Here is a 17,940-nt window from a genome sequence, read left to right as displayed (position 1 = left end):
AATAAGTTTGTAATAATGTATATATGAACATATACACATATAAAGAAAGGATGATTCTTGATGGGAGCTCATCATAGCCACAGTCATGACCATGGACATCATCATCATGGCAGTAAGAATAAAAAAGCACTGAAACTTTCATTCATCATTATTGCCACCTATATGATCGTAGAAGTAATCGGGGGAATACTGACCAACAGTTTGGCCTTATTGTCCGATGCAGGACACATGTTAAGTGATGCTGTTGCCTTAGGATTAAGTTATTTGGCGTTAACATTTGGAGAAAAGCAGGCAACACTTTCGAAAACATTTGGATATAAACGGTTCGAAATCCTCGCTGCTTTCATAAATGGTGTCACATTAATAGGCATTTCCGTTTATATATTCTGGGAGGCCTACAAAAGAATTCAAAGCCCTCCTGAAGTGATCAGTGGCGGGATGCTAATTATCTCTGTGTTAGGATTACTTGTGAATATTATTGCTGCATATATTCTAATGAGCGGAGATAAGGACGAAAACTTGAATGTCAGGAGTGCCTTCCTACATGTATTGGGGGATCTCCTTGGATCGGTGGGGGCTATAACGGCGGCTTTACTCATCATGTTTTTTGGATGGAATTTGGCTGACCCGATTGCAAGCGTAATAGTAGCAGTCCTAATAATAATTAGTGGTTATCGCGTAACAAAAGATTCCTTTCACATTCTGATGGAGGGGGCACCAAGCAATATAAATGTGAAGGAGATTAAAGAGTCGTTGCTCCAGATTACGGGAGTAAGGGATGTGCACGACCTGCACGTTTGGTCCATCACATCCGAATTCCCTGCATTAAGTTGTCACATCGTTATCGATGCAGACGTGAATCAGCAGGATATTTTAAAAACAGCACAAACACTTTTACACCATAATTACCATCTTGAGCACACTACCATTCAAATTGATTTGATTGGAGAGAATTGTGAAGGGGATCTTTGCAACTGATTTATAAAAAATAAACGCTCGTATTGGGAGCGTTTATTTTTTATGGAGTTACACACTCCAAATTAACTATGTTTGGTATGTTGTATGGTCTGCTGCAATATGTCAATGACATGTTGATCATCATGCGAGTAATAAATAGTTGTTCCTTCTCTACGGAATTTCACCAATCGCAGACTCTTCAGTAAGCGGAGTTGGTGTGATACTGTGGACTGCAAGAGGCCTAAGTTCTCTGCGATATCGTTAACCGAAAACTCTCCATCAAAGAGCAGGTGAAGAATTCTCAGTCTTGTAGGGTCCGATAGTGCCTTGAATGTCTGAGAAACCATGTTCAATGTTTCTGAATCTAACTCAATGTTGCTCTTACTCATAACATAAACTCCTTAAAGTTAATACCTTTATTATATATGATTGTGCTGGGAAATACATAGAATCGGAATTATTGTTATGTAATAAAAGATGAGAAAAAATTGAAGGATTAGTTATTTTCTAATATTTTTTGATGAATAAAACCGGCATCACTTCCAACACCAAGTAACAAAGCGGAACCGCGTTGGGACTGCCAAGGCATTCCTAGGAAGAAAAGCCCCTTGATACTTGTAACTCCCCTTTCATGTAACGGCCTCTCTTTTTCTTGGATAATGTTAGGCATATCTATCCAGGAATAATCCGGGGTATATCCTGTAGCCCATATAATATTATCTGGATTAAGGGTAGTTTGATCAGCAAAGAGAATGGTTTGATCAGTTGCCCCCACGCTTCTTTTCTTAATAGTGATTTTCCCTTCTGCAACTGCATCATTTAACTCTGTACCAAAAATGACATTCCCTCTTTTTCGAAAGGCTTTTCCAACTAGCGTATTTTTATTTGCTCGAAGAATTTTGGTTCGATCTAGCCACCAAAAGATGCTTTTATTCGCAATGGTTAAGGGTAAGTGAGTTAGACTTTTACTTACAGAAAGGTAGGTGTCATAGCCTTGGTTTGCAATTTCTATTGCAATTTGTGCACCTGAATTTCCTCCACCTACTACCAACACAGAACCTGATGCCAATTGGGATGGGTTACGATATTCAGAGGAATGCATCTGGTTTATGGTAGTGGATAGTGTTTTAGCAATTGAAGGAATACTGGGAGTATGGAAAGGCCCAGTGCATACTATAACATTTCTTGCCCTAAGTGTAGAAGCATTGGTCTCTACAACAAAAAGATCCATTTCTTTCGTTAGTTTTTTCACTTGAGTGTTTAGCTGGATTGGAAGCTGGTAGTGGGTAGCATAACTCTCTAGATACATGGCGATTTCCTCTTTTGTAGGAAATTGGCTGGGACATCCTTCTACTCCCATGCCGGGTAAAGAGCTGTACGACTTTGGGGTAAATAGCACGAGGGAATCGTATCTTTTTCTCCAGGATTCCCCGATTCGAGAATGTTCATCTAGGAGTAAAAAGGATAGCGAAGTCTTCTTTAAATAGTAACCTAAGGATAAGCCTGCTTGGCCAGCTCCAATTACTAAAGCATCATAAATCATAATAAAGACCACCTTTATATATGCATATATACTCATATTTTAATGTTTATAAAGACTGAGAGCAATGAAATTTTGAATATATTTCGCTATTCAAGACATTTCTATGAACAAAGTTTAGGTAATCTTTCTTTCTTCTTCGGAGCATGATACGATTCCGTTGTTGTTACTTATTTTACAGTAAAGGATGAAACAGATTGCGAAACAAATCTACTTTTTTAGGAATGCTTAGCGTCCTTTTATTAATTCTTTCTTCATGTGGTTTTAGTAGTGAAAAGATTCCGGACCAGACAAATTGGAAACTAGAGGAGTTCTCCGCTGTCAATCAGGACGAAAAAGAGTACAGTTTAGAAGACATAAAAGGGAATGTTACTATTGCATCTTTTATCTTTACAAGCTGCACGACAGTTTGTTCCCCGATGACAGCAAATATGTCTAAACTGCAAAAGAAAACAGAAGAAGAAGGCTTGGATGTCCAATATCTCTCGTTTTCAGTAGATCCTGAGGTAGATACTCCAGAAGTGCTGAAAGAGTTTGGCAGCCGTTTTGATATCAATTATTCGAATTGGAATTTTGTTACGGGCTACACACAACAAGAAATAGAAGCATTTGGCCAGAAGAATTTTAAAACAATAGTAGCCAAGCCTAAAGGGGGAGGAGAAGTTGTACATGGTACGAGCTTCTATCTCATTAACCAGGAGGGAGTTATTATCAAGAGTTTTGACGGTTTAGATGTGCCTTTTGAGGAAGTCATCGAGCATGTAAAGATTGTGAATGAGAACTAGTTACATTAAGAAAGACACTTGCCAAAATGCTGCAAGTGTCTCTCTTAGTCTTCCTTTATTTTTGTTTCCTTTGTTTCATACTCAATAGAGTGAGTAAAAGAATAATTAATGAAAAGGCCGTTAATGCAAGGAATGGTATCGTAACGAATCCAAACCAATTAATATATTGTGCGTTACAGGGAACACCATTGACACACGGTTTAATCTCCGCAAATCCAGGAACCTTTTGAATTAAATAGTGATACAGCGAAATGCACCAACCTATTATTGCCATCGGAAGAGCAAATTTCTTGCCGGAGCTATCATTCTGGAAGGTTGAAATTCCAAGGATAAGGGCCATTGGATACATCAGAATACGCTGGTACCAGCATAATTCACATGGTATAAAGCCTCGTATTTCACTGAAATACAGGCTTCCTAGCGTAGCGACGGTGGCAACAAGCCAAGCCAAATATAGATAGATCTGGCCAGATGCCTCTTCGACCTTTTTCATTATTCATCACCTTCAAGCTCAGACTCAATTAATGACTTGATTTTCTCATAGTCAAATGGGTCAGCCAACACTTTATCATTCACCATGATGGTTGGAGTCTGACTGATTTTAAACTCCTCGGTGAGATCATTATCATGAGTTACAGCATCTATAATTTCCTGGCTTTTCAGATCAGTTTTAAATTGTTCCATATCAATGCCAGGTAGTTCACTAGCCACTTCCATCACCTTATCTGTTGTAATCCATAATCCGTCGTGATTAGCTGATGGCTGTGCATTGAAAAGCTTTTTATGAAACTCCCAATATTCATCCGGGTTCTGTTTTCTAATTGCTTCAGCAGCTGCTGCTCCTAAAGCGGACTCTTCGCCATGAAAAAGAACATTAATATAAACGAATTTAACTTTTCCGGAATCTACATAATCCTTGATAAGTTGAGGGTAAATATTTTCCCCCCATGCTTTGCAAGCAGGGCATTTAAAGTCCCCGAACTCTACAATCGTTACTGGTGCATCCTCTTGGCCAAGAACAGGTTGCCCTTCAATGGAAGGGGTGTTTTCCACGTATTTTTCTTCATTGTCATTATCTTGGTTTGTAATGATTACAAGAGCCGCAATAATTCCAATGATAAGTAGCGTTACGATAACCATTAACTTGAATGGTGATTTATTGTTTTTGGACATGTTAATTTCTCCTTTTCCTACTGAATACTAACTAAAATGGTAAGATAACTGGATATAATTAAAAACACTCCCAGTATAAACGTCAGTAATGGACCAGCCTTTTTCATGAATGAGTATATCATTAAGATGAAAAAAGTCGTCGCACAAATTAACAACAAGACACTTGTTAAGGACATTTCTAAACCTAGTACCATGTTCTCCGTGTACTTACCTTGATAAAAATAAGTAAACAATGTTGAAACTGTATCCTTTGTAATATCTGTTTCGTGGGGTGGAGATTGTTGTCCTAATGCGGCAGTTGCAGCAAAAATAAAGCCGATAATAATTCCCTCCACTTTTGTCCATGGTCTTGGATCAAAAGATGAATCTTTTCTTAAGATATTTTTTATTAAAATTCCATTAATAAAAGCGTAAGCTAACAATGGTAAGACCAAAATGTGCTTTAAAAGTAGGGTTTGTCCATATGTCAGCATCCAGGAGTTCGTATAGAACTCGTAATCTATTACATAGTTCATTAGATAAAGCCCAGAGAGAATTGTCACACTTAAACAAAGGATTGATAATGGAGTGTACCATTTTAAGAATGAAAGCCAGTTTGCATAATTAGTGGACTTCCAACCTACAACAAACAATATACCTACCCAAACCGTTACAGTTGTAAAATGGGTGGAGTGGGTGAGAAAACCAGTTATGGGATCATAGGAACTGGCATGACTTGCATAACCCAGAGCAAGTATCAATACAAGGGTAAGAGCAATTCCAATAAAAGCAAAGAGTGCACGCTTTCGAATATCGAACCACACAATAAAGATAAAGAGAAAGGTAGCTATAAAATAAGTGATGACCCAGGCTTTCCCTACTTCAAAAGTAAATAGAACATTCTGTAAGGTGTTCCAAATTCCAATATCTTTATAGAGATAGAGAACCAGAATTGCCACTGGGGTAAAAGATAGAATCGCAATCCCACCTGTAGCAAGTAGCATGACGTTTCTTGGAACGTAAATAGATGGACGGTATCGTTCAGGCACCGCATAAAGAATGAAACTTCCCATTAGGATCGAGAAGCACAAATAAAGAATGGTTTCACTTATTACTCCTAAGAAAAACATTGATTATTTTTTCCTCCTCAATAACCACCAGAGGCTAACAAGTATCGATATGGAGAATATACCAACGATAGATGGGAGGATATAGGAAGGCAAAGTATTATGCTCAATCCCTTCAATATTGCGATCCACTTCTTCAGTATGATTATCTTCCTGTTGCTCAGTTATTGTTTCGTCATTACTTACAGAAAAAGTAACCTCTCCTTCAATCGGATGTCCGTCAGCTCCAATTATTTTCCACAGTACTTGATAGTCGCCAGCTTCCAATGGCTGAGTCAATATCCCCTTCATTTGCTGCCCGCTAATTTCCACTTCTACAGGAACTTCTGTTTCTTTTGGATCGAGGACTGTCAATGTGCTATTCGCTTCTACTTTTGTTTCAAAATTAAGGATGACCTCTTCCAACTCATCACTTACTGTGTCTCCTTGAACAGGATCGGAACTTTCCAGACCTGTATGAGCTGAAACTTGATTAAAGGAAAAAATCGATAAGATGATCGTCAGGATAATTGCTTTGTTCATAAGGATGCCTCCAATATTATTCTTTATCGGATTCATTCTAACAAAGTAAGAACATTTATTCAAAAGGGTATTTGAATAAAGTTTTGACAATATTAAAAACATGGCATAACATAATCTTAGAACTAATAATCAAATGAACGTTTGAATAGGAGTGGGGAAACACATGTCAGAAAAATTGATTCAAACTGCTGAAAAGGACACTTGTGAAACTTTTTGCTTTGATGAACCAAAGGTTAATACCCTAAAAAATAGAATAGAAGAAGTAAACGGAGTGGAGTTGATTTTTAAAGCACTCTCCGATTCCACCAGAATAAAGATTGCTTATGCTTTAACTTTGGAGAAAGAATTGTGTGTTTGTGATGTGGCGAATATCATTGGATCTTCCACTGCCACTGCGTCCCATCATCTGAGATTGTTAAGGAGTATGAACCTGGCGAAGTATCGTAAAGAAGGAAAATTAGTGTTTTATTCATTGGCTGATGATCATATTCACCAATTAGTATCTATTGCATTAATACATTCCAAAGAAGAAGTGGTCAAGGAATAGAGAGTATTCCATACTTAGATATGGATGACAACAGGAATACCGGACGAAGGGTGAGAATTATGTCAACAGATCAACCAAAATCAAATAGTTGTTGTTCCAAGAATGATAGTATGCAAGATTCCTCCTCTTCCATTCCTCTTTTTCAGGGGAATTTGGAAAAGGACTCATGCTGCAATAATACAACACATCACAATGAAAATGTCCATCCTGCCTCATGCTGTAAGGAGGAAAAAAGGGATGATAAAAAGGTTTCAGCTTGTTGTAGCGGAAAATCAGATAATTCCCTAGTCGAACATCTTTCAGCTACACCAAATGTAGTCGAGAAACTGCAGTATGAAGTCAAAGGGATGGACTGTCCCTCTTGTGCAGCCACAATCGAGAAAAGTATTTCCAAAATAGAAGGCGTGAACAAGGTAAATGTCAACTACAGTGCAGGTAAGATGCAGGTGGAAACCGGGGTATCTTCTCTAAACGGGAAAATTGAAAAACAAGTAAAAAACCTGGGTTTTCATGTTGTATCGTATCAAGCTTCCAAACAAGTTCATACCTTTCAAGTAGAAGGGATGGATTGCGGTGCTTGTGCAGCAACCATCGAAAAACACCTTAGCTTGAATCCAGCGATTAAAGATGTTCGAGTGAATTTTTCAACTGGGAAAATGCATGTTGTACACGAGACAAATAATCAAGAGATTATGAAAGAGGTAAAAAGGGCTGGATTCGTTGCTTCCCCTATTTCCAAAGATGGTTCCACTCCAAATAAAAAGAGAAAAGAAGTGCCTTTAACAGCCATTTCAGGTGGATTCTTAGCAGTTGGTTTTTTTGGTGCCTATGCAGGATTCTATCCCATTCTTGTCACTCTTTTATATGCAGCGGCAATTGTTGTAGGTGGATTCAAACCGATCAGAAGTGCTTACTATGCAATCAAAAGTCGTTCCCTTGATATGAATGTTCTCATGTCAGCTGCGGCAATCGGAGCTGCTCTAATTGGAGAGTGGTTCGAAGGGGCTACAGTAGTGTGGCTATTCGCATTAGGGAATACACTTCAAAATAAGTCCATTGAGCGTACTAGAGAATCCATTCGTAGTTTAATGGATTTGGCACCATCAGAAGCAGTAGTGAAAAAAGGAAATCAATTGTTAAAAGTTCCTGTTGAAGACGTTTCAGTAGGAGACATAATTATCGTTAAACCTGGCGAAAAAATCCCATTGGATGGAGACGTTGTATCAGGTATTTCCACTGTTAATCAGGCTCCGATTACTGGCGAGTCCATTCCGGTTGATAAAGAAGTTGGAGACTCCGTTTTTGCTGGAACGGTAAACGAAAATGGATCGTTGGAAGTCCGAATAACTAAGCTTGTGGAAGATACAGCAATCGCTAAAATCATTCATCTTGTGGAAGAGGCACAGGAAAAGAAAGCCCCTACCCAAGCTTTTGTAGACCGGTTTGCAAGCATCTATACCCCGATAGTTTTTGTAATAGCATTACTAATCATAATAGGACCACCTTCACTTGGAATCGGAACATGGTCTGAATGGGCCTATAAAGGATTAGCATTGCTTGTTGTTGCATGTCCTTGTGCTCTCGTGATTTCTACACCTGTTGCGATTGTTTCGGCAATTGGAAATGCTGCTAAAAATGGTGTTTTAATTAAAGGAGGTACCTTCCTTGAAAAAGCTGGAGCCATTAATGCTATAGCCTTTGATAAAACAGGTACGTTAACAGAAGGGAAACCAAAAGTTTCTCAGGTCATCCCTTTAAACAGTACAGAGGAAAATCTGCTTGCAATAGCACGTACAATTGAAGAGCATTCTAACCACCCTATTGCGAAAGCCATCACCACTTATGCTGCCGAGAAAGAAATTCAAGTATTAAATGGGGAAACTTTCAAAACAATCGTAGGAAAAGGTGCTCAAGCTACCATTAATGGTCAAGAGTATTTTGTGGGGAATCCAAAATTGTACGAAGAATTTAATTTATCCCTTTCCGAACTAGAAAAACAAATCAAGCAATTACAGCATGAAGGAAACACGCTGATTCTTATTGGTACACGTACCGAAGTGCTCGGTATTATCGCGGTTTCAGATGCAATCAGAACCATCACTGTTCAAGCTATCGATAAGCTAAAACAAGTTGGAATTGATGAAATGGTGATGCTAACAGGGGATAATGAAGGAACCGCAAAGAAAATCGCATCCCAAACAGGGGTGAATCGCTATTTTGCAGAATTGATGCCTGAAGATAAAGTGGAAGCTGTGAAGAAACTTCAGCTTGAAGGGAAACGAGTAGCCATGGTGGGAGATGGAATCAATGATGCTCCCGCCCTAGCAACTGCTGATTTGGGAATTGCGATGGGTGGAGCAGGTACGGATACTGCCATGGAAACAGCGGATATTGTGTTAATGGCCGATAACCTTGAGAAACTTCCTCATACCATACGACTGAGTAGAAAAGCGTTAACCATCATCAAACAAAATGTGTGGTTTTCTCTTCTTACAAAGCTTGCGGCATTATTACTGATCTTCACAGGTGATCTTACTTTATGGATGGCCGTTCTAAGTGATACAGGAGCAGCATTGATTGTAATATTAAATAGTATGAGGTTGTTAAGACAAAAATAAGGAAGGTAATTCACCCTTATTTTCAATATATTCATACCATTATTGTAACAGTGAAAGAGGAACTGGCTGTGGAGTCAAATTACAAGTTCTAAGTTATTAATTTTCTCTACTCGCTTATAAGTCATAGACCTATTGCATTATGAAACAGATTTTTCACTCTGACGACGGATGCTTTTTTACTAAAAGCCCAATTAGCAATCGGGAACTTTCGTGGAACAAATTAACGCTCGTTTTTAAATTGGCCGAGGAAAATATCTTATTAAAGGAATTTTTAGATTATGAAATAATTAGAATTAATGCATTAAGGTAATCCAATTTGAAAGCACACATCATTAAAATAAATTGATGTGTGCTTTTTAGTTGTTTATGCACTTTTATTTTTTGAAATAAATAATAAAATCTGTGTAATGATAGCCAGAATAGGTAATTCCAATAATGGTCCAATAACTAATGTTAAAGCTATTAAAGGTTGGTCTGGAAATGCAGTCATAGCGATTGCTAAAGCGATTGGCGAGTTTCTTGCTAAAGTCGTTAAGCTTAAACTTGTTCTGTCGGAGTTCGAAAAGTTCATAAGCTGTCCAATTTTCTGACCAACTAAGAAATTTACAATAAAGTACAAAAGAATAGGGATGGTAATTTGCCACATTAAATCTAGATTATTAAAAAGTATTTGGCCTTGTGAAGCAAACATAGCAACAATTGCAAGGCTGAGAAAAATTATCGGCATCACGCTGAGATTGGATATAAGATTTTTTCTTAACTGTTGTTTACTTCTCAAGAACAATTTTGTTAGAAAAGCTAAAATCAATGGTATGAATAGTACAATTAAGATACTTTCGACTAGAAACGAAAGCTCTATAACACCTGTTGTTCCGCCAAAAACCAGAAGGTAGATAGGTAGCAAAATGACTTGTAAGATTAAGTTTAATGGTAAGATTGCAGTTGATAATGCAACATTTCCTTTTGCTATCCCTGTAAATATCAAGTACCAATCAGTGCAGGGTGTAACCATCAGCATAATAAATCCAATATACAAGGCTGGGTTATCACCTAAAAATGCCATCGCTAGCAGCCACGCTAGGATAGGTGTCCAAATGAAGTTTATGATGACTGAAATGTATGTAAACTTGATGTTTTTAAAAGCTTTTTTTATTTGCTCAATAGGAATTTGTAAGAAAGTAATATAAAGCATTGCTACTAATAAAGGAAAGATAAACCTTTCTGCATTTTCACTTATTAGTTCTACTTGTCCTAAACCTATATCAATAATCACTGCTAAGAAAATAATAAGAGTATATAGTTTTTCAAGTAAGTTCATTCTGTATCACAACCTAAAGAATAATAAAATGCACATTAGTCATAGCATAGCATGACTGTTTTGCTTATCAAAGTAGAGGGGCGTTTACTGATCAAGTAGCGGCTCTGCATTTATTTCGTCAGAGAATCTTCGGCTAACTGTGCAGGTTAATTCACTAGGAAATGATATAGTCAAGTAAAAAGTAGGTGTTGAAATGGTAATACAGTCGAATATGTCCCCTGAAGCAATTGCAGATGCTTGGGTAGAAACAGAAGAGATATTTATAAAAAATAATATACCTCTTACAAAGCAACCGTTTACCTTCATTACTGCAAGAATTAAATGCAACTGTTGGAAGTTCAAGTCTCACTTGTATAGAAGGTGGCTGACAAATGCCAGCTAAAAAGGAGTAGGTTACTCCTTAATTGTATATCTTCAACAGTTGGGAGCATTTGCGGGAATGGCAATCGCCCTTTGTTCAAGTTATGGGAGGTTACTTAAAGAAGATACGTCGGAAGATGGGAGGGGAATATAATAAATAAATCGTTAATTGCAGTGTTATTTATAACTACTTTAGCAATATATATGTTTACTAGTTGCGGTGTAGCTGACGGGGGAAGAGTGACTGCCAGAGATGTATTGAAACAAAACAAAGATGCAGACATTATTGAGTATGACGGCAAAATTTTTAGCAATGTGACAAATTTGGGTTGGTTCGAAAATGATAGGGAGAATATATCTTTTTCTAAAGATAACTACGTTGGTAAAATTCAAAAACAGACTACCAGTAGCTTGTTGTTTAATAATCTTAGTGCAACTAAATTACCAAAAGGGACAAAAGTTTATTCAATAGATGAAGAAGGTAGTGGAATGTTACTTGTTGAGTTTCAAGGAGAAGAACTTTATTATAGGGAACTTCTTGAAGGATAGTGAGGACTATTCAACTATTTGGGAGCTTTAATTGAAGGTCATAATACAAGTTATGTTGAATTCAATTCTTCCGCAATCGGGCGCCATTCTTGAAGAAGAATTGGCGCTCACTTTTTATTTTAGGGCCAGATTCTGGAATAAGGTAGGAATCGTAAGGCCACATCTGGAATTATAAGTTAAGTCAGTATACAGGTAGGATTTTGAAGCGAAAATGAAAGGGGTCGATTTTTTGAAGCTAAGACAATTGGCCGTCACTTTTATTATAAACAAAGAAAATGAAGTGTGGGGGGAATGTTGTAGGCCAAGCAATGAAAATGAAGGCTCAATAAAGGTAAATTTGATTATAAGAATAAAGGATAAAGTGCTTCTTTACGCACCAGTGGTTAAACAATTTCCCAAACTTCCACGAGAATGTGAAGTAACTAGTCTTGCAATGTTACTTCAATACAATGATATTGATGTGGATAAAATGGAATTAGCTTCAGGCATTAAGAAGAATCCGGTGTTGCTCGAGAAAAGAGAGGGTGTACCTAACTGGGGACATCCAAACGATGGCTATATTGGGGATATGTATACCTATAAGAAACCCGGATTTGGTGTTTATCATAGACCAATAGCTGAGCTGGCAGAAAAATACTTACCTGGTAAAGTAAAGGATATAACGGGAGCTGACTTTTCCGAAATTAAAACCTATTTATCCTTGGACCTTCCCATATGGGTGATCATTAATACAACCTATAAAAAGCTGCCGGCATCTTATTTTGAGGAATGGATAACGCCATTAGGACCTGAATCAATCACTTACAAAGAACATTCCGTGCTAATTACTGGATACAACGATGACCATATATATTTTAACGATCCTATCACTGGTATAAAAAACAGGAAAGAATCATACAGAAGTTTTAAGAAGAACTGGGAGCAAATGGGCAAGCAGGTCATAGTCCAGGTTCTCACTATCTTCATCATCAATTATAAATAGACCAGCAAGTCCTTTATATACATGTTCGCCAGTTTCATGGAGCAGATGGGGATGATACCATAATGTAGCAGCATTTTGTTCAATTTTGAATTGCGGATTCCACGTGGTTCCAGGCTGGATACCGGAATGAGGGCCTTCATCCTGGTCGCCGTCAACTTCTAGTCCATGCCAATGGACAGTGGTTGCTTCATCAATCTCATTTTTCACCTTGATCGAAACATCATCTCCAGTTTTTACACGAATCACGGGTCCTAGGTAATCGCCATTATATCCAAACGTATCTGTTGGTTTGCCTTCTATAAACTCCATGGTTCCTTTTTGGGCAACAAGAGTGAACTCTGCTTTTCCTGGGTCCGGATTCTCATCTTTTAGGATGGGGGGAATGGGAAGAGAGGTTCCTCCATCAGCGAATGAGTCATTCTTCATATCTTCAACCTCTCCGTTATCGTTACCTATCATACCATCATCCATCATTCCTCCCCCTTGTCCAGGCATGTTGCCGTTCATGCCGCCAAAAACCCTCATAAAAAACCAGCCGCCCACAATGAGCAGAATCAATAAGATAAGTGCGGGCATAACAATTTTTTTCACCATTTTTACCTCCTTTAATTCTTATCTAGCTTTTACATGACATTATTTTTAAATACACAATTCCTCGCTGTGTATTTTATAAGCGCCGGTTTATAATTACAAACAATACTGCTCACTGTAGTCAAATATGCATTTTCTATGGAGTTTAGTTCAAGAAACCTGGGGTAGAAACTAGTAAAGCCAAAGAAATTAGGGAGGAATAAAAATATGCTATTACCTGCATCTGACTTAGGGTTACTAGCAACTCACCTACCTAACCATGACGGCATGATATTGAAAGTAAAGCTTATGGCAAGAGAAGTAAAAGAAGAAAAATTACTTGAATTGCTAAATACTAAGGTAGGGATTTTAAGAAGCCATGTGCGTATCATGATGGATATGCTCGATCCTGACAAAAGTGATTTTGAGAAGCTTCCGGATTTCGATGAGCTTCCGGAGGGTCAGCTCGAAACTACATCTAGAGGGTCACAGCTGATGGACAAGCATATCGCATTAGAGATTAAGGTTTCAACAGAGGCAATGGCGAAGGAGAACTTCTTCTCAGCTCTTAAAATGAAGGACCATCAGGTCAAACAGACTCATATTGAATAGGCACTTCAGCAAGGGCAACTGCTAAATATGGTTACTGAATTCCTGAAAGAGATTGAAGCAGATGTAACGCCTATGGGTACGCCAGATGAACAAAAGAAAGTCATGAATCATTTCAGTTATATGATGGAAGAATAGATTTTGATTGGAGGTCGGGAGATGAATCCTAAAAATGATCATAGTACTGTAAACAATCATGACAACAGGCAGACCGCAAGAATGACAAGAGATAGTAGCCAGACTAGTCGAGCACCACATGTCAGTTATGAACATCATCAAGGACATAGCATGGTGGATTCCTATCAAGACCACACCGACCATCACGAGAACAAACCTAAAGGTGGGGCAACGTCATCAAAAATACAGGTTGATTGGACCTCGAACCCTCTTACGGTCAAAGTTGGTCAAGAAACAGAAATTCTTATTAACATCAAAGATTTCTCCGGGGAGGTTATCGAGGCTTTTTTAGCTGTGCATGAAAAAGAAATGCACCTACTGGCAATCAAAAAGGATTTGTCTGTTTTTCAGCATCTTCATCCGCATTATCGTGGGAAAGGCAAATTTCAGGTAAAGACAACCTTCCCAAAGGCAGGGGAATATAAATTATATGCAGATTTCCTGCCGGAGGGGGCAAATCAGCAGCTTGCGTCTCATGAGCTTGTCGTAAACGGTTCGGAAACAATGGAAGAGGTGGTTCCTGATAAGCTTTTGAAAAAGGAGATAGACGACCTGACAATCGAGCTGATTCTCCCAGAAGCGCAAGTAGATGAGCATATAAGTTTGATTTTCACCCTAAATGATAAGGAAGGAAACCCAATTACTGAACTTGAACCCTATCTTGGTTCTGCAGGACATGTCGTGATTGTCAGTGAGGATATGAATGAATTTCTCCATGTTCACCCAGTAGATGAAAACGAAAAAGGACCAAATGTCGAGTATATGACCAGCTTTCCCCAAGGTGGATTGTATAAAATTTGGGGGCAGTTCAAGTACAAACAAAAACTTTATACGGTGCCTTTTGTGATTGAAGTCAAGTAATAGGCATCAGTTTCAGCAATGGCACACAGGATTGTGTGCTATTGTTCAATTTTCTAGAAAGGAGGTACAAACGTGAAGGAGATTGAAGGGAAAATTGACAGGCCGCAAACGAACAAAGGACGACTGAAAATCATTACGATACTGGCTATTCCAGCAGTCATCGAAAATTTTTTCCAGACGGTCCTCGGCTTTGTCGATACATACTTTGTATCAAAAATCGGTCTGGCAGAAGTTTCGGCGGTAGGGGTCACCAATGCAGTTCTTGCGATATATTTTGCGTTATTTATGGCAATTGGGGTAGCAGCCAATGTAAGGATTGCAAACTTCCTTGGTGCTAACCTTCCGGAAAAAGCAAGGCATATTTCACAGCAATCAATCGTTCTTGCTGCCATATTTGGCATCTTAACAGGAATTATTACCTGGATTTTCGCTGAACCGCTGCTAAAACTGATGGGGATAGAAGCGGAAGTTTTAGAGGCAGGGGCTCTATATTTTAGGATTGTTGGAATCCCGTCGATTGTGATGAGTTTCATGTTTGTATTAAGCGCTATTCTTAGAGGAGCAGGCGATACAAAATCCCCAATGAAGGTCAGTATTGTCATCAATATTGTGAATGCCGTTCTGGATTATGTCCTCATATTCGGATTTTTGTTCATACCTGAAATGGGCATCGTTGGAGCAGGGATCGCAACCGTCATTTCTAGATTAATCGGCAGCATTGCATTATTTTACTATGTCAATAGAACAGCAACTCTTACCTTCAGAAGAGATTACTGGCGTATTGACAGGACACATCTGATGGAACTGACTACCCTTGGAGCACCGGCTGCAGGCGAGAGACTGGTCATGCGTGCCGGCCAAATTGTTTATTTCGGTTTCGTTGTTGCCCTTGGTACCAATGCATTTGCCGCCCACCAGATTGCCGGCAATGTCGAAGTATTTTCCTATATGATTGCATATGGATTTGCTACAGCAGCCACAATTTTGGTTGGCCAGCAAATCGGTGCGGGCAATCTTGAAGAAGCCAGGCATTATGCCAAACTATCCACCTATCTCACAGTAGGAGCGATGACCCTGCTCGGTGCCTTGCTCTTCTTCCTCGGTGACTGGGCTGGCAGATTTTTTACCGACGAACAGCAAGTTATTGATGATATAGGTACCGCACTAAAGATTTCGGGTATGTTCCAGCCATTCCTCGCTGTATTAATGGTGCTTACAGGAGCATTCCAGGGGGCAAACAACACGAAATTCCCGATGTACCTTACTGGATTCGGGATGTGGGCGGTACGAACCGTACTTGTCTATCTTCTTGGAATCAAGCTGGGCTGGGGACTCGCGGGAGTTTGGATAGCGATAGGAGCAGATATAGCATTTCGTGCAATAGTATTGGCAATACAATTTAAACGGGGAAAATGGATGGCACTCGAAAAGGCACCAGAACCAGAATCGCACTGTCACCCTCAAACAACAAAAGAAACCATGTCAGCTTGCGCAAATAACTATTAACAAGCATACAGTCTTCTTAATAGTTGGATTCTGGTTCATTCCTGCATATGGAATTGTCGGGGCAGCTTTTGCAAGTGTTTTTGCACTTGGAACTAATACTTTTGCTGTTCACCAAATTGCAGGAAATATTAACAGGTGCATATCAAGGTGCAAACAACACAAAGTATCCTATGTATCTGACCATCATAGGCATGTGGCTTATAAGAACTGGGACAGTCTACCTTCTTGCGATAGTGCTAGAAATGGGCTTGGCAGGCGTTTGGATAGCTATTGGAATTGATATAGTCTTTAGAGCAATTGTTCTATGGACTCGTTTTAACAAAGACCGCTGGGTATCTAGCACAAAAGATAAAGTTGCAGATTGCGATCCGAGAACCCGTAATGCTCAACTTTCTAAGTCAGTTAATAATTATTAATAGTTCTCAACTTGTCATGAATAAATATCAGGATGATACGATTAAAGGTAAAGATACTTTAATCGTATCATCCTTTTCAGTATATAGTAACTATTTTCCTAAGCATACATTATCTCCTTCTATTTTAACTGCTTCATTCATAGGATAAATACTAGAATGAGGAGGGAGCTAAAATGAATTCTACTAAACGTTCATCTAATAATATTTTGGTCTTCTATTTAAATAGTACTTTTTTGTCTATCATCATATCGCTTTTATTGGTAACTGTAATAAGTACTGCTTTTACAAATAAGCTTTCTTCAGAAATTATTGGCACTTGGTTATACAAGATAAATAATACAAATATTTTTTTAAGTGCACTTCAAAGCCAAAATCATTATATGATTGGAAAAGGAGTAGAGGTAGATAAAATACCGATTCAAAGTATGATATTTCAATTAGCCACTAATATTAAACCTAATGATGTCAGGAGTTTGTTAGGAAATGAAATTCCAGGCTTTTATGCATTTGACTACAGGATACATATTGCAGGAGAAGGGACGAACTATACTACTCTTCCACATGAATCCTCTCCTCCCATGGAAGTATTATTGAAGGAGAGGGAAATTGCACATGAACAATTAGAAGAAATAGAAGAAGAAATATCTCCACCTCCTGCACCAGAAAAAACGAATGAAAAGGAATTAGTTTACATTTATCAATCGCATAGTTGGGAATCATTTTTACCTTTGTTAAAGGGTGCCAAAACACCTGATGAGGCAACAAGTAATAATTCTAAAGTTAACGTTATAGCTGTAGGAAATATGCTAAAAGGGAAGTTATTAAGTCATGGAATAGTCGCCAAACATAACACTACTAATGTAACTGAACAATTACTTTCACGGGGCTGGAATTATTATAACTCATATCAGTACTCAAGAGAGGTGGTTGAAGAAGTATTAAGTTCCAATAATGAACTCAAATATTTGATTGATATTCACAGAGATTCTGTAAGAAAAGATAAAACTCATATTAAAATAAATGGTAAAGATTACGCTAAACTATTGTTTATTGTTGGAGAAGAGAATAAAAATTTCAAGGAGAATCTGGATTTCGCAAGTAATCTCCACTATGCTATAGAAGAACACTTTCCGGGTTTAAGTAGAGGTGTAGTTATAAAGAATAAATCCGAAGGTGACGGGATTTATAACCAAGATTTATCCGATAGATCTATTCTACTAGAAGTAGGGGGAGTAGATAATACTATGGTGGAGTTAGATAATTCTGTGGAAGTATTTGCTAAGTATTTTAGTGAACTGGTTTGGGAAGATAAAGATGTTGGTGATTTTTAACATACGAAGGTAT

The 17,940-nt window shown here is 38.3% G+C and carries 20 protein-coding genes; 12 read left to right on the top strand and 8 right to left on the bottom strand.

Translation table 11 applies throughout. From position 1 onward, the window contains the following. The first annotated feature begins 60 nt into the window (after nt 1-60). A complete protein-coding gene (locus HC179_RS15675; protein ID WP_168865150.1) occupies nt 61-978 on the top strand; it encodes a cation diffusion facilitator family transporter in 918 nt (305 codons plus the stop codon). A gap of 62 nt (nt 979-1,040) precedes the next feature. On the opposite strand, the gene HC179_RS15670 is transcribed toward HC179_RS15675, so the two are convergent. Further along, the gene (locus HC179_RS15670) at nt 1,041-1,346 is read right to left on the bottom strand and encodes an ArsR/SmtB family transcription factor (RefSeq protein ID WP_168865149.1); all 306 of its coding nucleotides are present in this window, start codon (nt 1,344-1,346) and stop codon (nt 1,041-1,043) included. 107 nt (nt 1,347-1,453) lie between these two features. Next, a complete protein-coding gene (locus tag HC179_RS15665; RefSeq protein ID WP_168865148.1) occupies nt 1,454-2,500 on the bottom strand; it encodes a flavin-containing monooxygenase in 1,047 nt (348 codons plus the stop codon). Between the two features lie 221 nt (nt 2,501-2,721). On the opposite strand from HC179_RS15665, the gene HC179_RS15660 reads away from it, so the two are divergent. Then, a complete protein-coding gene (locus tag HC179_RS15660) occupies nt 2,722-3,282 on the top strand; it encodes an SCO family protein (protein ID WP_168865253.1) in 561 nt (186 codons plus the stop codon). Nucleotides 3,283-3,337: 55 nt separating this feature from the next. On the opposite strand, the gene HC179_RS15655 is transcribed toward HC179_RS15660, so the two are convergent. Genes HC179_RS15655 through HC179_RS15640 form a run of 4 tightly spaced genes read right to left on the bottom strand, consistent with a single transcriptional unit; the run spans nt 3,338 to nt 6,083 of the window. Continuing rightward, the gene (locus HC179_RS15655; protein WP_168865147.1) at nt 3,338-3,775 is read right to left on the bottom strand and encodes a disulfide oxidoreductase; all 438 of its coding nucleotides are present in this window, start codon (nt 3,773-3,775) and stop codon (nt 3,338-3,340) included. Continuing rightward, a complete protein-coding gene (locus HC179_RS15650; protein WP_168865146.1) occupies nt 3,775-4,455 on the bottom strand; it encodes a DsbA family protein in 681 nt (226 codons plus the stop codon). Before HC179_RS15650 ends, HC179_RS15655 begins: the two co-directional genes overlap by 1 nt. A 17-nt stretch (nt 4,456-4,472) precedes the next feature. Next, nucleotides 4,473-5,564, bottom strand: coding sequence for a copper resistance D family protein (locus HC179_RS15645; RefSeq protein ID WP_168865145.1), 1,092 nt, complete (start codon nt 5,562-5,564; stop codon nt 4,473-4,475). Between the two features lie 3 nt (nt 5,565-5,567). Then, entirely contained in the window at nt 5,568-6,083 is a 516-nt protein-coding gene (locus tag HC179_RS15640) for a copper resistance CopC family protein (RefSeq protein ID WP_168865144.1), read from the bottom strand. A 163-nt stretch (nt 6,084-6,246) separates the two neighbouring features. Here HC179_RS15640 and HC179_RS15635 point away from each other — a divergent pair, with 163 nt between their 5' ends. Both HC179_RS15635 and HC179_RS15630 read left to right on the top strand, forming a co-directional pair. Beyond that, nucleotides 6,247-6,630 (top strand): ArsR/SmtB family transcription factor, encoded by a 384-nt coding sequence (locus tag HC179_RS15635; protein ID WP_168865143.1) that lies wholly within the window; start codon nt 6,247-6,249, stop codon nt 6,628-6,630. 59 nt (nt 6,631-6,689) lie between these two features. Next, on the top strand, nt 6,690-9,248 hold the full coding sequence (locus HC179_RS15630) for a heavy metal translocating P-type ATPase (RefSeq protein ID WP_168865142.1): 2,559 nt from the start codon (nt 6,690-6,692) through the stop codon (nt 9,246-9,248). 364 nt (nt 9,249-9,612) lie between these two features. Here HC179_RS15630 and HC179_RS15625 read toward each other — a convergent pair whose 3' ends face one another. Then, nucleotides 9,613-10,566 (bottom strand): arsenic resistance protein, encoded by a 954-nt coding sequence (locus HC179_RS15625; RefSeq protein ID WP_168865141.1) that lies wholly within the window; start codon nt 10,564-10,566, stop codon nt 9,613-9,615. A 193-nt stretch (nt 10,567-10,759) separates the two neighbouring features. Between HC179_RS15625 and HC179_RS15620 the strand changes: the two genes are divergently transcribed. The 3 genes from HC179_RS15620 (at nt 10,760) to HC179_RS15610 (ending at nt 12,457) form a co-directional block, all read left to right on the top strand. After that, entirely contained in the window at nt 10,760-10,948 is a 189-nt protein-coding gene (locus tag HC179_RS15620) for a hypothetical protein (RefSeq protein ID WP_168865044.1), read from the top strand. A 218-nt stretch (nt 10,949-11,166) separates the two neighbouring features. Beyond that, nucleotides 11,167-11,475, top strand: coding sequence for a hypothetical protein (locus tag HC179_RS15615; RefSeq protein WP_168865140.1), 309 nt, complete (start codon nt 11,167-11,169; stop codon nt 11,473-11,475). A 229-nt stretch (nt 11,476-11,704) separates the two neighbouring features. Beyond that, nucleotides 11,705-12,457: a C39 family peptidase gene (locus HC179_RS15610; protein WP_223490616.1), complete on the top strand. Its 753-nt coding sequence runs from the start codon at nt 11,705-11,707 to the stop codon at nt 12,455-12,457. On the opposite strand, the gene HC179_RS15605 is transcribed toward HC179_RS15610, so the two are convergent. Then, nucleotides 12,368-13,051, bottom strand: a complete 684-nt coding sequence (locus HC179_RS15605; protein ID WP_223490615.1) for a multicopper oxidase domain-containing protein — start codon at nt 13,049-13,051, stop codon at nt 12,368-12,370. The two genes, HC179_RS15610 and HC179_RS15605, sit on opposite strands and share 90 nt — an antisense overlap. A gap of 204 nt (nt 13,052-13,255) precedes the next feature. Between HC179_RS15605 and HC179_RS15600 the strand changes: the two genes are divergently transcribed. The 5 genes from HC179_RS15600 to spoIIP all read left to right on the top strand — a co-directional run bounded on the left by HC179_RS15600 (nt 13,256) and on the right by spoIIP (nt 17,927). Then, entirely contained in the window at nt 13,256-13,639 is a 384-nt protein-coding gene (locus HC179_RS15600; RefSeq protein WP_168865138.1) for a hypothetical protein, read from the top strand. A gap of 156 nt (nt 13,640-13,795) precedes the next feature. Continuing rightward, entirely contained in the window at nt 13,796-14,674 is an 879-nt protein-coding gene (locus HC179_RS15595; RefSeq protein WP_223490613.1) for a hypothetical protein, read from the top strand. A gap of 72 nt (nt 14,675-14,746) precedes the next feature. Then, nucleotides 14,747-16,180 (top strand): MATE family efflux transporter, encoded by a 1,434-nt coding sequence (locus HC179_RS15590; RefSeq protein WP_168865137.1) that lies wholly within the window; start codon nt 14,747-14,749, stop codon nt 16,178-16,180. A gap of 86 nt (nt 16,181-16,266) precedes the next feature. Further along, complete coding sequence (locus HC179_RS15585) at nt 16,267-16,596, top strand: hypothetical protein (RefSeq protein WP_168865136.1); 330 nt, start codon at nt 16,267-16,269, stop codon at nt 16,594-16,596. 173 nt (nt 16,597-16,769) lie between these two features. Next, complete coding sequence (gene spoIIP / locus HC179_RS15580; protein ID WP_223490608.1) at nt 16,770-17,927, top strand: stage II sporulation protein P; 1,158 nt, start codon at nt 16,770-16,772, stop codon at nt 17,925-17,927. Nucleotides 17,928-17,940: the final 13 nt, after the last annotated feature.

Source organism: Bacillus sp. RO1, from assembly GCF_012524115.1.
In the GTDB taxonomy this organism is placed as follows: domain Bacteria; phylum Bacillota; class Bacilli; order Bacillales; family Bacillaceae_I; genus Sutcliffiella_A.
Note: the sequence above shows the minus strand (reverse complement) of the source record. Positions and strands in the feature narration are given on the sequence as shown.

Excerpts from the sequence above, each read along its gene's own strand:
- HC179_RS15675 (WP_168865150.1), top strand. The coding sequence starts at position 61 with ATGGGAGCTCATCATAGCCACAGTCATGACCATGGACATCATCATCAT.
- HC179_RS15670 (WP_168865149.1), bottom strand. The coding sequence starts at position 1,346 with ATGAGTAAGAGCAACATTGAGTTAGATTCAGAAACATTGAACATGGTT.
- HC179_RS15665 (WP_168865148.1), bottom strand. The coding sequence starts at position 2,500 with ATGATTTATGATGCTTTAGTAATTGGAGCTGGCCAAGCAGGCTTATCC.
- HC179_RS15660 (WP_168865253.1), top strand. The coding sequence starts at position 2,722 with ATGCTTAGCGTCCTTTTATTAATTCTTTCTTCATGTGGTTTTAGTAGT.
- HC179_RS15655 (WP_168865147.1), bottom strand. The coding sequence starts at position 3,775 with ATGAAAAAGGTCGAAGAGGCATCTGGCCAGATCTATCTATATTTGGCT.
- HC179_RS15650 (WP_168865146.1), bottom strand. The coding sequence starts at position 4,455 with ATGTCCAAAAACAATAAATCACCATTCAAGTTAATGGTTATCGTAACG.
- HC179_RS15645 (WP_168865145.1), bottom strand. The coding sequence starts at position 5,564 with ATGTTTTTCTTAGGAGTAATAAGTGAAACCATTCTTTATTTGTGCTTC.
- HC179_RS15640 (WP_168865144.1), bottom strand. The coding sequence starts at position 6,083 with ATGAACAAAGCAATTATCCTGACGATCATCTTATCGATTTTTTCCTTT.
- HC179_RS15635 (WP_168865143.1), top strand. The coding sequence starts at position 6,247 with ATGTCAGAAAAATTGATTCAAACTGCTGAAAAGGACACTTGTGAAACT.
- HC179_RS15630 (WP_168865142.1), top strand. The coding sequence starts at position 6,690 with ATGTCAACAGATCAACCAAAATCAAATAGTTGTTGTTCCAAGAATGAT.
- HC179_RS15625 (WP_168865141.1), bottom strand. The coding sequence starts at position 10,566 with ATGAACTTACTTGAAAAACTATATACTCTTATTATTTTCTTAGCAGTG.
- HC179_RS15620 (WP_168865044.1), top strand. The coding sequence starts at position 10,760 with ATGGTAATACAGTCGAATATGTCCCCTGAAGCAATTGCAGATGCTTGG.
- HC179_RS15605 (WP_223490615.1), bottom strand. The coding sequence starts at position 13,051 with ATGGTGAAAAAAATTGTTATGCCCGCACTTATCTTATTGATTCTGCTC.
- HC179_RS15600 (WP_168865138.1), top strand. The coding sequence starts at position 13,256 with ATGCTATTACCTGCATCTGACTTAGGGTTACTAGCAACTCACCTACCT.
- HC179_RS15595 (WP_223490613.1), top strand. The coding sequence starts at position 13,796 with ATGAATCCTAAAAATGATCATAGTACTGTAAACAATCATGACAACAGG.
- spoIIP (WP_223490608.1), top strand. The coding sequence starts at position 16,770 with ATGAATTCTACTAAACGTTCATCTAATAATATTTTGGTCTTCTATTTA.